Origin of the sequence: Pantoea sp. USMM079 (assembly GCF_037153115.1) — a bacterium.
Lineage (GTDB): Bacteria > Pseudomonadota > Gammaproteobacteria > Enterobacterales > Enterobacteriaceae > Pantoea > Pantoea communis.
This window is the reverse complement of record NZ_JBBCKX010000002.1, coordinates 84,942-99,605: the sequence shown is the minus strand read 5'-3', so window position 1 is coordinate 99,605 and position 14,664 is coordinate 84,942. Positions and strand designations below refer to the sequence as shown.

Sequence of the window (14,664 nt, the reverse complement as noted above, 5' to 3'; positions counted from 1 at the left end):
GCTACAAGCACAAAGATGGGATCAGGACGCAGTGTCGCCCTGTGTTCCGCTCCCTACGCCGGTATTAGCCGGATCAGGTTCGTAGGGTCACTACGTTGCCAACGCGAAAACGCTGGCGGGTAGAATCTCAGCCCGCTAACCGGGCACCCCCTGGAACAGGTCGCAGTTAATCTAAAGGCCACTCAATAAAAATTCACTCAACTCACTGATTTTATTGGGCTTACTTTAAATCCACTGCAGACGGTCGTTAAAGGTTAAACCATTTGCTGTTTTAACACACTGATCTTTTTATCTGACCAGATGCACGACGAGCGTTTCAGCTTCGCGGTGATTCATTGATTAATGTGAATAGCCCTGCTGAATGAGTGGGCTGTGAGTTTTTATCATCAGATACTTCTGACCTCAGCATTAATGTAGGAAAAAATGTCATGAGAATGCCATAACTCTACCATTAACAAGTTATTAACCAGGATATTTGATGTACTTTGGCTTTAATGCTCGTTTTATTTGTTCAAGTCCCTCTTCAATAAATCTCACAGGATTTTTTTGTGGTACGTAATATTCAGATTTTATCCCAACCATTATCAGATAATGACCAGGCGATATCTGCAATACACATCAATTCATTTCATCAAATAAACCAAAAATACTATTGATTTTCCGCTAGTTAGACCGGAGACTGTTTGTGAAGCACTTAAGGGAATTTAAAATGATGACTTCCGCTAAGGTTGGAGCACTCAGTGCCCTGGGGATTATTTTGTCTGCGTCGGGTTATGAGGTATATTTGCGGAGCGTAGAAAACCAAAAAAGATGAAATAGCCTGTGTGACCGTTCACAGTCGTGATGCGGTTATTGCCGTAGAAAAAGATCTCCTCAATAAATCCGATACCGAGATGTTTGGGAAAAATAGAATCACCCTGGGCTCTCTTCTGGTCCACAATGAAGGCGTAGCAAAAAAATGGTACACGTATTATCGTTCCGTTTACTTTGGCGAGCCATCGTGGGCAAACTGAGTTTCAGGCCGTAGTGAGATGTTCAAATTTACAAGATATTGAATACGATAAACTTTAATGAGTCCATTGACTCACGCAGCAAACGGATAAAAACCATGTATAAGGCAACGAAATATTACGTCTGCGATCACGCCCGCAGGGGCTTGCTGTTGCATACCGCAGGATGTGAACAATTACCCGGTATCGATTCACGGGCGTTTATTGGCAGTATGTATAACCACAGCCAGGCATTAACCGTCGCCGCAGCGCAATATACGAATGTTCATTACTGCTCGTGCTGTATCACTGTGAATAAGACTACCGAGCCAGAAAAATCCAAGGCAGCTATGCCAGCACTGTGCAGGGCGACAAAACCAAAGAGAAAGAAACCGGTGAAGATTGTCGAACCCGTGCGACACTTTCCTCTCTGACTTGATGACAGCAAATGTCCTGCAACGTTTAAATCCCATCTTTTGGCTCGAAATCTACATGTATCGTCTTAAACACCGCCCGCCTCGCTGACACCAGCGTGACGGGCGGCAGCAGACTCAAGCCGTTCTGAATCGCCGGGTAAGTGGTTTCTCGACTTCAACAATTAGGAACATCACGAAACCGATGATGAAGGTAATGACCCAATAACGGAATGGCAGTCCAGTGGTACCGAATAGCAGCTGCATAAATGGCGCATAGATGATCAGCAGTTGCAGCACCAGCAGCACCGCGCTAACGATCCAAATACCTTTGTTCATCAGCAGCCCTTTACTCAGAGAGAAGCCGTCCGACACACGGCAATTGAGCATATAGAACCACTGCGCGGTAACCAGCGTCTGTAACAGCACGGTGCGGATAAACTCAGGGGAATAGCCACGCGGCTGCAGCCAGGCTTCCAGCACAAACGCACTTATCGCAATCATTGAACCAACAAACACCACGCGCCAGATGGCGAATCCATCCATCACATGCAATTTGGGATCGCGCGGCGGTCGGCGCATGATGTTTTTTTCACCCTCTTCAAATGCCAGACCAAACGACAGCGTGGCCGACGTCGCCATGTTCATCCACAGAATCAGTACCGGCGTGAGCGGAATGAGATTCCCTGCCAGCAGCGCGATGATGATCAACAATCCCTGCGCGAGGTTGGTGGGCATAATAAACAAGATGGTTTTTTTCAGATTGTCATAAACCCGGCGCCCTTCCCTTACTGCGCTGGCAATGGTGGCGAAGTTGTCATCCGTGAGCACCATATCGGCGGCTTCCTTGGTCACTTCGGTGCCTTTAATACCCATCGCGATACCGACATCGGCGCGCTTCAGGGCGGGCGCATCGTTCACGCCGTCCCCGGTCATACCGACCACCTCTTGCTTACTCTGCAACGCCTGAACCAGACGGAATTTATCCTCCGGACTGGTGCGGGCAAAGATGTCGTAGGCCTGCGCGGCATCACTCAATTGGTGATCGTCCATCACTTCCAGTTCACGCCCGGTGATGGCTGAGCCTGCATTGCCAATCCCCAGCATCTGCCCAATGCTCATCGCGGTTTGCGGGTGGTCTCCGGTGATCATTTTGACGCGTATGCCGGCTTGCAGACAGTCACGAATCGCGGTGATGGCTTCAGGGCGCGGCGGGTCCATCATTCCGGCAATGCCGAGCAGAATCACGCCCTGTTGCAGATCCTGATGGGTGAGTTCAGTTTGTCCCGGTAACGCCGGTTTCCAGGCTGCCGCCACCATGCGCAGCCCTTCGCGCGCATACTCTTCAATCTTGCCTTCCCACCAGCTGATATCGAGCGGTTGCAGGCCGTGCTCGGTTTGCTGCTGCTGACAAAGCCGGAACAGCACATCCGGCGCGCCGGTGATCAGCACGCGCTCTTCGTCACCAATGCGGTACAACGTCGACATGTATTTGTATTGCGAATCAAACGGAATTTTACTGCGTAACTCGGTGGTGACCACCGGCAACTGCCCTTTGGCGGCCAGTACCTTGAGTGCGCCTTCTGTCGGCCCTCCGGTGATCTTCCAGAAGCCGCTCTCATCCTTAATCAACTGACTGTCATTACACAGATCGATGGTGCGCAGATATTGTTCAAGCAAGGACCCGCCCGTGACGGTAATCGGCACGGCGTCATCCGCTTTATGAATGGCACCAACCGGTTCATAGCTGTCACCGTCTACCCGATAGATATGGTCGGCGGTGATCACCGCTTTGACCGTCATCTCATTCATGGTCAACGTGCCGGTTTTATCTGAGCAGATCACCGTCATCGCACCCAGCGTTTCCACCGTCGGCAGCTTGCGAATGATCGCCTGCTGCTTCGCCATGGTCTGCACGCCAAGTGAGAGGATGATGGAGATGATGGCGGGTAAACCTTCGGGCACCGACGCCACCGCCAGACTGATCAATGACAGCATCAGTTCAGAGACCGGCATATCGCGGAACAGCAGGCTGAAGACGAACAGTGCCGCCATCATCGCGAGAATAATCAGGAAGATGGCTTTCCCTAACTTGTCCATTTGCACCAGCAACGGCGTGCGGTGTTTTTCGATATCGGACATCATCTGGTTGATGTGCCCCAGTTCGGTCTCTCCACCTGTAGCCACCACCAGCCCTTTACCGCCACCAGAACTGACCGTTGTTCCCGAAAACAGTAAATTGGTGCGGTCGCCTAACGGAAGTTCGCCCGCAAGCGCATCGGTGGTTTTCTCTACCACCGTGGATTCCCCGGTGAGTATCGCCTCTTCGACGCGAAGATTGTGGGCTTCGATCACGCGCAGGTCGGCAGGAATACGATCCCCGGCGCGGATCACCACCACATCACCCGGCACCAGCGCGGTGGTCGGCAGGGTTTCATGGTTACCGGCGCGGATCACCACCGTTTCACTGGAGAGCATATTGCGTATGCTTTGCAGGGATTTTTCCGCGTTACTCTCCTGGATATGACCAATCAACGCGTTGACCACTGCCACACCGAGAATGACCAGTGTATCGACCCAATGGCCCATCACTGCCGTCAGCAGCGCGGCAGCGAGTAACACGTAAATCAGTACATCGTTAAAATGGGCGAGGAAGCGCAGCCATGCTGGCTTGCCCGGTTTTTGTGGCAGGGCATTTTCACCGTACTGTTGTAAGCGTGCTGTTGCTTCACTACCCGAGATACCTTCGAGTGAACTCTCTGTCTGGCTCAAGGTTTCATCGACAGAAAGCTGATAGTACGACCTTTCCGATTTAGCAGTATTCATCGCTTTCTCCTCAAATCCTGTTTCGGAAATCAAGGCGGTGACATCGCGTTATTAACAGATCCACTTCAAATACAAATACAAAGACAAACATCTACGCACTGCCTGAGGTGAGTCCCGTTTATAACTGAAAGACATGTCATTAATGGCTGCCCAACGAAATTGAGCAGGGAAATAATCTATACGACAAACTTTTGACAAGAGAAATGAACGTTATAAACGTAGCACAGGCTATTCAACTCACTCTGCTTTTATGAGGAAAGTCATCCGTAATCAAAAAACAATTTTTAGCGTAAATTTAAACCAAAGATAAATAAGCCGTTTTTAACGAAAATAAATTAACCAACCCCTATGTTAATGAAATGGCGAGAAAAGCCACACTTTGTGTTTATGTTGTTAATGTGGTTTAAAGCTCTATTTAAATCAAACAAATTAGATTTAAATTCCATGAGTTGCGATAAAGTTATTGCGTTTATCAAACTTTACATTTTTGGATATCCACAGCTATGCTCATCCTTAACAAATAAACCTTAACCGTCACTCCTATCCGTCCGCAGTGAGATGACTCTATTTCGCCCACTGTTAATGGAGGTAACGATGCCGGACTATAGTCTGCTGCGCCTGAGTCTTTATGTGGTTATCGCTATTGTAACCTGTTCTGCCGTGGGGTTATTTACCTACGCCGTCGTTTCAATGCTCGGCGAATAAGAACCTCGCTAATAATAACGCCAATAATTAATTCAATATTGCTGATTGAGGACAAACTCGTGACGCGTTATTTTCCGCTGATCGCCATTGTTATATTGATAACAACAGGTTGCGATCAAAAAAAAACGGAAGTTGTCCCTTTGCCGCGCATGGTGAAAGTGGTTGAGGTAGTGGCTTCCGGTGAGGCTCAGCAACGCATCTTCCCCGCACGCATTGAATCGGGGGATTCCACCGACCTCTCCTTTAAACGAGGTGGACAGATCGACGCCCTGGAAATTCGCCAGGGAAACAATGTGACGCAGGGACAAGTGATCGCCAGACTGGTGGCACGAGAGGCGCAGCAGCGCGTTAACGAACGACAGACCGCCGCCACCCTCGCTCAGCGACAGTTTGCAAGATTCCAGACGCTATCTGGCCGCCAGGCGATCTCACAGGCTGAAATGGACGTGCAGCGCGCGAACCGCGATGCTGCCAACGCGGCCTTGCAAATTGCCCGTGAAGAGTTAAGCCAGATGACCTTAACCGCGCCTTTTAGCGGCACCGCGGCGACGGTCAATGTGCGTAATCATCAGGTGATTGCGGCGGGCCAGACCATCGCCACGTTAACGCGCACCGACCTGCTTGATGTGGTGTTTAACGTGCCGGAAAACCTGTTCACCGCGCTGGATATCCGCAACATGACGTATCGCCCGGTAGTGAGGATTAACACGCTGCCGGATCGCGAATTTCAGGCTGAATACAAAGAGCACACCGGTAGCAGTAGCAGCAACACACTGACCTGGCAGGTGATCTTAACCATGCCGCGCCCTGCCGATTTTCCGGCCGTGGGCGGTGTCAGTGGTACTGTCACCATCAATCTGGCCAATCTTCCCGCCAATGTGAATCATGCTGCGCTGGTCGTTCCGGTCGAAGCGGTGTTTAACCCCGACAGCCACCAGCGCAATGAGCCTCATGTCTGGGTGGTGCAAGGCAGCGGCGATCAGCTGAAGCTGGAAGATCGTAAGGTCGTCGTCGGCGATGTCACAAACCAGGGCGTGGTGATCACCGGTGGACTGAAAGCCGGTGAACGCGTGGTCGCAGCAGGCGTCAATGAGTTACATGCGCAACAGCCGGTACGCATCTGGACGCGTGAGCGAGGGCTATAATGGACATCTCCAAACAGTTTATTGATAACCCGATTCGCGTCTGGCTGGCGATTTTGCTATTAGGGCTAGGGGGTATTTTTGCCCTGCTGAATATTGGTCGCCTGGAAGACCCCGCTTTTACCATTAAAACCGCCGTGGTGGTCACACAATACCCTGGCGCATCTGCGCAGCAGGTGGAAGAAGAGGTGACGCTGCCGCTGGAAAATGCCCTGCAGCAGTTGCCCTATCTGGACAGCGTCAGTTCCATCTCCTCCAACGGCCTGTCACAAATTACGGTGAATATTGCGTCACGCTATCACTCTAACGAACTGCCACAAATCTGGGATGAGCTGCGGCGGCGCGTCGGTGATGCATCACGCTTCTTCCCGCCCGGCGTGGCGGCGCCTTTCGTTAACGATGATTTTGGCGACGTGTTCGGCTTTTTCTTCGCCATTTCCGGTGACAACTTCAGCAATCCTGAATTAGTGCAATATGCCGAACAGCTGCGGCGAGAACTGGTGCTGGTGCCCGGCGTGGGCAAGGTGGCGATTGGCGGCGCCATCCCGCAGCAAATTGATGTCGATGTTTCGCTGACAAAAATGGCGGCGCGCGGTATCACTCCGGCACAACTCTCCGCCGCACTCAGCCGTCTGAACGTGGTTTCCAGCGCGGGAGAGATCAAATCAGGCTCCGAATCGATTCGTCTGCACCCCACCGGGGAATTTGAAAATATCGATGAGCTGAGCGATCTGCTTATCAGCCCCGTTGGCGACACTGCCACCACCCGCTTGCGCGACATCGCCACGCTGTCTCGCGGGTTGAGCGAATCCCCTTCCAGCATCTATCACGCCAACGGACGCCCGGCGGTCACCATGGGCGTCTCCTTTATCCCTGGCGTCAACGTGATTGATGTGGGTCGTGCGCTGGAAGCCAAACTGCAGCAGATGTCGGCAGAAAAACCAGCTGGTATCCAAATCAATACGTTTTACGATCAGGCTGCGGAAGTGGCGCACTCCGTTAACGGGTTTATCACCAACTTTCTGATGGCGCTGGCGATTGTGGTGGGCGTGCTGCTGATCTTTATGGGTGTACGCAGCGGCATCATTATTGCGCTCTCGCTGGCGCTGAACGTGCTGGGTACCCTGCTAATCATGTATTTGTGGGGCATTGAGCTACAGCGTATTTCACTTGGAGCGCTGATTATTGCCCTCAGTATGCTGGTCGATAACGCGATTGTGATCGTCGAAGGGGTACTGATTGCGCGTCAGCAAGGCTCATCGCGCACCTCGGCGATCAACTTTGTTATCCGGCGTTCGGCCTTCCCGCTGTTAGGGGCCACGATTATCGCGATACTGGCGTTTGCACCGATTGGCTTGTCGCAGGATTCCACCGGTGAATACTGCAAATCGCTGTTCCAGGTGTTGCTGATTTCGCTGATGTTGAGTTGGTTCTCGGCGCTCACCATCACGCCGGTGTTAATCAAATGGTGGCTGTTTAAAACGAGTAGCACGGCAACGCCCGCCGCTGAAGCCTCGCCCTATGATGGCGGTTTTTATCGACTCTACCAGCGCACGCTCAACGCGCTGTTGCAGCAGAAAACGGTCACGCTTGCGGTGATGGCTGCCCTGCTGGCGCTGGCGATCTGGGGTTTTGGTGGCGTGCGGCAAAACTTCTTCCCCTCGTCTAATACGCCGATCTTCTTTGTCGATTTGTGGTTGCCATACGGCACGGACATCAAAGCCACCGAGCAAATGGCTAGCGATATTGAAAAGTCGATCACCGGGCAGCAAGGCGTGGTGTCTACGGTCACCACCGTCGGCCAGGGCAGCATGCGCTTTATCCTCACTTACAATGGACAGCGCCAATACAGCAACTATGCGCAAATCATGGTACGCATGGACGATCAGCGCAATATCGCCGCGCTGTCACGCCGTGTGGATAACTATATTGCCCGCCAGTATCCGCAGGTGAATGCCAGCACCAAACGGGTGATGTTTGGTCCTTCCGGCGGCAGCGCCATTGAAGTACGCATCAAAGGCCCCGATCCCGACCGTATGCGACTGATTGCCAGTGAAGTGGGTGATATCCTCGCGCAGGATCCCGCTACCGACAGCGTGCGCAATGACTGGCAAAACCGCAGCAAGGTAATCCGTCCACAGTTTAATCCGGCGCTGGGCCGCGAGCTGGGTGTGGATAAACAGGAAATCGATAACGCGCTGCAAATGAATTTCACCGGCAGCCGGGTGGGCTTATATCGTGAAGGCGCAGATTTGCTGCCGGTGGTGGTGCGTCCGCCCGCCAGTGAACGCCAGGATGCCAATCATCTGAACAACGTGCTGGTGTGGAGCCAAAGCCAGCAGCACTATATTCCACTCAGCAATGTGGTGAGTGGCTTCAATCTCGAATGGGAAGACCCATTAATTCTGCGGCGCGATCGCAGTCGCGTGCTGACGGTGATGACCGATCCCAGCCCGCTCAGCAGCGATACCTCCGGTGATATTCTGTCACGCGTGCGGCCGCAAATTGATCAGCTCCCACTGCCGCACGGCTACAGCATTGAATGGGGCGGCGATGCCGAAAACTCCAGCGAAGCGCAGCAAGGCGTGTTCACCACGTTGCCGTTGGGCTATCTGGTGATGTTTGTCATTACCGTGCTGATGTTTAGCTCCGTAAAAAATGCCGTGGCAATCTGGCTCACGGTGCCATTGGCGCTAATCGGCGTGACGCCGGGCTTTTTGCTCACCGGTATTCCGTTTGGCTTTATGGCACTGATCGGCTTGCTGAGCCTGAGCGGCATGCTGATCCGCAATGGCATTGTGTTGGTGGAAGAGATTGAACAGCAAAAACAGGACAAAACGCAGCACGACGCGATTCTGTATGCCGCCACGTCGCGCTTGCGCCCCATCTTGCTGACCGCGTTCACCACAGTGTTAGGCCTGGCACCGCTGCTGCGCGATGTGTTTTTCCAGAGCATGGCGGTGGTGATTATGTTCGGGCTGGGCTTCGCAACGATACTGACGCTGCTGGTTCTGCCGGTGATTTATGCCTGCTTCCACCGCGCTGAGAAAGCGACGTCAACATGAACGCCACCGGGCTGAATGTCATTAAGACACTCGGCTGCATGGCGGCCGTGACCTTTTTTACGCTGTATAACACCTGGGACCGCTACGATTATGATTACCACTGGATTCTGGCGTTCCTGACGTTTATCTCCACCATCGCCACCCCACTGTTTTTTGTGGTGGCGGGCATTATGGATAGCCACGCCGAGCAGGATTTACGCTGGCAGCTCAACAAGATCCGCAATGTGGTGATCGTGTTTCTGTTCTGGATGACGATTTACTATCTCTGGGAACCTTACCAGCGCGGCTATCTGATTCAGCCGTGGTTTGTGTTCTCGTTTATCGTGATCTACAGCTTCAATCCGCTGCTCAGCTGGCTCAGCCTTCATCGCCTGGCGTTTTGCGCGCTGGTCGGCGCCCTGTTGCTGTTTTCCTATGGCTACGATTTGCTGTCGGTGCTCTATCCCGAGGTGCGAGTGCTCAGTCTCGCGCCGCAATACCGTATCTGGACCTGGTTACTGTTTTACCTCACCGGCCAGCTATTGTGTGAACCGGTGATTGCCGACTGGCTGAGTCGGAGAAGAGTCGCCCTTTTCGCTACCTGCGCCCTGCCGTTTATTTATCTGTTCACCTGGTTGTACGAGCAGCACTTCTTCTTCGCGCTGTTTAAAGCCGATCGCAATGCTTTCCTCCTCACCGGCTCACAAATCTACCTGCTGGTGGTCGCACTGGTGTTAGCCGCCAGCGGCGTGCGCTTTCGCCGCCATGTCGCCCTCAAAGAGACGCTGCTGGCCACCGTGAGTAAAACCATGACCGGGGTGTACATCATGCACTACTCGGTGTTTCATATCGTCACCGCGTTGATCCCGATTAACTCGCTGGCCACTAAACTCACGCTGATTGTGCTGACCTTTGTGCTCTCAGTTTTGCTGGCCCGACTGATTCTTGCCAACGGGCTGCTGAAAAAAGTCATCACTCTTTAAGGCACTGTTGCAGATCCGACTGCTGGCCGCAGGCAATCCGTCCATTAATTTGCGCCATCATATAAGTGAAAAACGGATTGGAGGTATTACGCATCAGCGTGTCGAGCCCCACGGTGAGGCTGGAAGTTTCTCCGCGTAGTGAAATGGTGCCGAGGCTGATGCCATAACGATTTTTCTCGGTGGGTTCGCGACCATACAGCGAATCGGTGAGAGGGAATGGGACAGCGATATGCGACAAGGAATACATATCCTGCGGCCACGCCAGATGCAGCGGACGCGTCACTTCGTTGGTTTGATCGGCATGCGTGATGCGGGCAACCACCTCATAAGTGGTGGGCGACGCGTTAGTGATCACCGTTGTGGCGTAATGACGCGGCGCGGCAGGCAGTAAGTCGTTGACCGCTGAATACAGTGCAGGCCGGAACAGCGCGCGCAAATTGGCTGCCTGATTAATATCGAAAATCATTAACTGGCTGCCGTTGTCCGGTAAATAGCGATACAGCGCATTGACCACTGCTCGAGTGCTGACCGTAGAATCGAGGATCGACTGGAAAGTCAGTACCGGTGGTAAGCCACGTATTTCGCCATCGCGTGCGAGTTGAACAATCTGTTCCTGCAACGCCTGGGTTAACAGCCAGGACTGGCGCGCCGCCCGCACCGGGAATGAATTGTATTTAAACGGGTTGTATTCCGGCACGATATTCAGCCACGCCGCTTTAGCAAACACCGGGAACACCGCTGGCCATCCCGCTAACCCCGCAAAACGGGCGTATGCCGTCACGCCAATCATCGGTGACAACAACACCACCTGTTGTGGTTTACGCAGCGCCTGATTCTGTTGGCTATCAAGCACATACTTCATCGCCAGCGCGCCACCATTGGAGTAACCCACCAGATGCAACGGGACCTGGGATCCCGCTATCCGGGTGGCTTCACGCACGGCCAGACGCGTCGCGGCCAGCCACATTTTCCAGTCCACTTTGGTTAACGATCCCGGCGCGCTGCCATGGCCGGGCAGCCTGGGTACTACCGCAACATAGCCTTGTTGCTGATAGGCCTGTGCCAGATAACGCATGCTGTAAGGCGAGTCCGTTAAGCCGTGCAGTAGCACCACCGCGCCTTTAATTTCACCAGCGGGTTTGAGTACAAACGAACGATTCCAGTCAGTGGAAAATCCTGCCGGATAAACCGGGCTTTGCGCGTTATAGCGGTTGAGCGAGGTTTTCTCTTCGTCACTGAGTTGATCCGTGACGTTGTGTTTCATCTGCTTGAAGATCACATTTTCCTGGGCGAGGTAATCGGCGAAGGTGGCGTGATCTATCTGCTCCACCGTCATTTCATCAGCAGCCCAGGTATGCCAGCGATGCAGCGGTGGCCCCTGTTCAGACTGATATCCGCGAATCAGCAAAAACATGATCAGCAAAGAAACCACGCCCAGGGCAATTCTCTTTAGCCACTTTAGCGGGGAAGAACGTTGCAGCATTTCAGAAGCCATAGCGGAACCAGGCAAACAGCACATTGCCGTTATTGTAGGTTCCGGGAATATAGGTGAACTGTACGTTGAGGCGTTTATAACCTGCGGAGAACAGCGGCAGAACAATCGGCAGCGGCACGTAGTTGGCGAAATCATCACGCGCGGTGATGCCCGCCGTCAACCCCAGACCCAAGCGCACATCGCGTGCCTCATCGAGATACCAGCCTTTCTCCCAGCCGTAACCGATAATCGGCTGCCACATGTTGTGCGAATCCTTAAACGCCATCGCATACAGCGCGCTCCAGTCACCGTCTTCGTTGTAGCGGGACACACCAAAACCCCCGCCCCACGGCGATTCGTTGTAGTTGTCGGTTTTCTCTTTGTCGTAAGCAAAACGCGCATGCCAGCTGATGAACGGCAAATAGAGGTCGTAATATTGTGGCTGCTCCCACGTTTGCGAGACATCCTGTTTCAGCCATTCCCAGCCATCACTCAATGTGCCTGCGGCGAGGGTTGGGAAGGTCAAAACACTCAACGAGACGCACAACGCCACCAGAAAAGTACGCATGGGTTATCCTTCTGCAAAAGCACCAATGATAGTGAGCAAGGGGAACAGCCAGCATGATCTGTGTGCCCATACCGGGCAGACCTTCTGGGAATATTATAGTTGTTGAGTGAAGGTTAAGGGTCTGCGCAAAGCATACTATTGCGTGGCACATTCCATAAGAACGAGGTCGATTTGACTGGCGATGAAGACTTGAGCAAACTATGTTCTTTTGTATTAACAGTTAATACACGGTGAGTTCAATGAGAAAAATAACGTCGGTTAGCGTCGGTGAACAACTCGATAACTTCATCTCGCGCATGGTTGATTCAGGGCGCTATGGATCAGCCAGTGAAGTGATGCGTTCGGCTTTACGGCTGCTGGAACAACAGGAATCACATGATCAAGTTGTCCGAAATGCCGTTGTTGAAGGGTTAGAAAGTGGCGAAAGCCCGCGTTCACTGCGTGAGATCGCTGCGGAAAGGAAGAAGCTTCATCGTGTATAAACTGTCCAAACTTGCCGACAGTGACTTTGCCAATATCTATGATTATACCTTGCTCAAATTTGGTGAAGCCCAAGCCGATCGCTACACCGATGCATTGGATGAGTTCCTTGAAACATTGTCAAAGATGCCTGAGATGGGACAGGATTACCCGCGCGTGCAGGATGTGAAACGTATTGTTTTCCAGTCACATACCATTTTTTATACTGCCAATCCTTCCGGAATATTTATTGCCCGAATTTTACATCAACAGATGGATACGGCTCGTCACCTACCCGACTTTTAATTCCACACTCAGCACCCTATCGCGCCCAAAATCTTCCTCAACAACGCTTTTTTTACCTTTTCCAATCATCCCATCTTGATAACGATAACGATTTTCATTCAAATACAGCCTGCCACTCTTTCATGCATGCAGCACTGTGCGGTTGTTGGGAATCCATCTTGTCAGCGTTTGAGCGTTATTACACGGAACTGTTCCGCTTTTTGAGCGGTAAACTGCGGGATAAACACCTCGCGGAAGAACTGACCCAGGAAACATTCAGCCGTGCGCTGGCTGCCCCGGAACAGATTTCCTCGCACCGCGGATTGCTCTACCATATCGCCAAAAACCTTTTGGTCGACCGCTATCGCCTGCAGAAACAGTATGATCCCTCGCAAGATACTGACACCGACGAGTTACTGGCGCCCGGCTATGAACAACCGGACAATCGCCTTGAGAACCAACAATATATCGACCATATTGTGGCTGCCATTGAGACCCTGCCGCCGCGCTGCCGGGAGGCTTTTATCCGTCATCGTATTGATGGGCAGTCGCAAAGCGAAGTGGCTGCGAGCATGGGAATTTCAACCAACATGGTAGAAAAACACATCATTCGCGCCATGCTGGCCTGCCGTGCCAGCCGCGACAGCTGGCGTGATGAACAGTCGACAGGGAAGGCACGATGACGCGACATGATGAGCAGACGATTGCCGAACAGGCGATCCACTGGTTACTCCGTCAGCAAGAAGGCATGACGCGAGAGGAGCAGCAGGCTTTCGAACGCTGGCTGCAGACGCCCGCCCATCGGGCAGAATACGAGGATTTGGGCGGGCTGTGGCAACACACGGCGGCTATTCCTGCCGCTGCCGTTGCGCATCTGCGCCCCGCGCCAACACGCCGTATTGGGTGGCGTCCGATGGTCGCGACCTGTGCGCTGCTATTACTGGCAGCCGTGCTGTTCTTCCCGCTGCGTAACTCGTTCGCCCCGCCGATTTACAGCGCAAGCTGGCACACCGGGCGTGGCGAGATGCGCACCGTACAACTTCCCGACGGCACCATGTTGTCACTGGATGCCGGTACTCAGCTCAACGTGCGCTACTTTGCCAATCGCCGGGAAGTGGAGATGCCACAAGGGCAAGTCTTCTTCCAGGTCAAACACAACCCGAGCCAACCGTTTGAGGTGCTTAGCGGCCCAACCCGCGTAACCGTAGTGGGCACCGAATTCCGGGTCCGTTACCTGCCGCACACCGTGAGTGGTGAAGGCAGCGATGTCGCCGTGCGTTCAGGCGCGGTGCGCGTCGGTCCACGCGGCAACTGGGAGAACCGCTGGTGGCGGGCAATGCAGCATCTGCACATTCCTCAAGCTCAGCGACATATCAGTGTGCTGCACGCCTCAGAACGATCGCTGACCGATGCGCAGGGACGTCTGATTTCTCGCTCCACGCTGCCCGCCGAGAGCATCGCCGCCTGGCGCGACGATCGTATCGTGCTGGATGATACGCGGCTGGATATGGCACTGGCGGAGTTTGCTCGCTACGGCGACGTTTCGCTCAAGCTGAATTCGCCTGCTGTTGCTGCACTGCGCATCAGCGGCAGTTTTGATACCAATCGGGTGGATAGCTTTGCTAACGCATTGCCGCGCGTGCTGCCGGTGAAAATAAAAAACATTAAAAATCAATCCACTGTGGTCGCAACCAGCATGACGTTAAAAAATAATTAAAATCGACGTCAGGGTTTGACCCTGCGCGCCGTCTTCAGAAGAGAATGATTATTATTTAT

11 protein-coding genes and 1 riboswitch are annotated in these 14,664 nt (G+C 53.0%); of the genes, 8 read left to right on the top strand and 3 right to left on the bottom strand.

What is annotated here, in order from left to right; genetic code table 11:
* Positions 1 to 32 precede the first annotated feature (32 nt).
* A riboswitch (TPP riboswitch) is annotated at positions 33 to 161 on the bottom strand.
* Between the two features lie 947 nt (positions 162 to 1,108).
* Positions 1,109 to 1,423 carry a hypothetical protein gene (locus WFP70_RS04935; RefSeq protein ID WP_283216078.1) on the top strand — a complete coding sequence of 105 codons (315 nt, stop codon included), beginning with the start codon at positions 1,109 to 1,111 and terminating at the stop codon, positions 1,421 to 1,423.
* Between the two features lie 117 nt (positions 1,424 to 1,540).
* Here the strand turns inward: WFP70_RS04935 and WFP70_RS04930 are convergent, their stop codons facing one another.
* Positions 1,541 to 4,228: a cation-transporting P-type ATPase gene (locus WFP70_RS04930; protein WP_097117709.1), complete on the bottom strand. Its 2,688-nt coding sequence runs from the start codon at positions 4,226 to 4,228 to the stop codon at positions 1,541 to 1,543.
* A gap of 764 nt (positions 4,229 to 4,992) precedes the next feature.
* Here WFP70_RS04930 and WFP70_RS04925 point away from each other — a divergent pair.
* Genes WFP70_RS04925 through WFP70_RS04915 form a run of 3 tightly spaced genes read left to right on the top strand, consistent with a single transcriptional unit; the run spans position 4,993 to position 10,102 of the window.
* On the top strand, positions 4,993 to 6,078 hold the full coding sequence (locus WFP70_RS04925; RefSeq protein ID WP_337022797.1) for an efflux RND transporter periplasmic adaptor subunit: 1,086 nt from the start codon (positions 4,993 to 4,995) through the stop codon (positions 6,076 to 6,078).
* Positions 6,078 to 9,140, top strand: coding sequence for an efflux RND transporter permease subunit (locus WFP70_RS04920; RefSeq protein ID WP_337022796.1), 3,063 nt, complete (start codon positions 6,078 to 6,080; stop codon positions 9,138 to 9,140). Before WFP70_RS04925 ends, WFP70_RS04920 begins: the two co-directional genes overlap by 1 nt.
* Positions 9,137 to 10,102, top strand: coding sequence for an acyltransferase (locus tag WFP70_RS04915; protein WP_097117706.1), 966 nt, complete (start codon positions 9,137 to 9,139; stop codon positions 10,100 to 10,102). The genes WFP70_RS04920 and WFP70_RS04915 overlap by 4 nt, the downstream gene beginning before the upstream one ends.
* Here WFP70_RS04915 and WFP70_RS04910 read toward each other — a convergent pair.
* Positions 10,092 to 11,597, bottom strand: a complete 1,506-nt coding sequence (locus tag WFP70_RS04910; protein ID WP_337022795.1) for an alpha/beta hydrolase — start codon at positions 11,595 to 11,597, stop codon at positions 10,092 to 10,094. The genes WFP70_RS04915 and WFP70_RS04910 overlap by 11 nt on opposite strands.
* Entirely contained in the window at positions 11,587 to 12,144 is a 558-nt protein-coding gene (gene pagP, locus WFP70_RS04905) for a lipid IV(A) palmitoyltransferase PagP (protein ID WP_034822510.1), read from the bottom strand. The genes WFP70_RS04910 and pagP overlap by 11 nt, the downstream gene beginning before the upstream one ends.
* Positions 12,145 to 12,383: 239 nt before the next feature.
* Between pagP and WFP70_RS04900 the strand changes: the two genes are divergently transcribed.
* The 4 genes from WFP70_RS04900 (at position 12,384) to WFP70_RS04885 (ending at position 14,605) form a co-directional block, all read left to right on the top strand.
* A complete protein-coding gene (locus tag WFP70_RS04900; protein WP_034822508.1) occupies positions 12,384 to 12,626 on the top strand; it encodes a type II toxin-antitoxin system ParD family antitoxin in 243 nt (80 codons plus the stop codon).
* Positions 12,619 to 12,909 (top strand): type II toxin-antitoxin system RelE/ParE family toxin, encoded by a 291-nt coding sequence (locus tag WFP70_RS04895; protein ID WP_034822506.1) that lies wholly within the window; start codon positions 12,619 to 12,621, stop codon positions 12,907 to 12,909. The genes WFP70_RS04900 and WFP70_RS04895 overlap by 8 nt, the downstream gene beginning before the upstream one ends.
* Before the next feature lie 158 nt (positions 12,910 to 13,067).
* Complete coding sequence (locus WFP70_RS04890) at positions 13,068 to 13,571, top strand: RNA polymerase sigma factor (protein WP_337022794.1); 504 nt, start codon at positions 13,068 to 13,070, stop codon at positions 13,569 to 13,571.
* Positions 13,568 to 14,605 carry a FecR family protein gene (locus WFP70_RS04885; RefSeq protein WP_337022793.1) on the top strand — a complete coding sequence of 346 codons (1,038 nt, stop codon included), beginning with the start codon at positions 13,568 to 13,570 and terminating at the stop codon, positions 14,603 to 14,605. Before WFP70_RS04890 ends, WFP70_RS04885 begins: the two co-directional genes overlap by 4 nt.
* Positions 14,606 to 14,664: the final 59 nt, after the last annotated feature.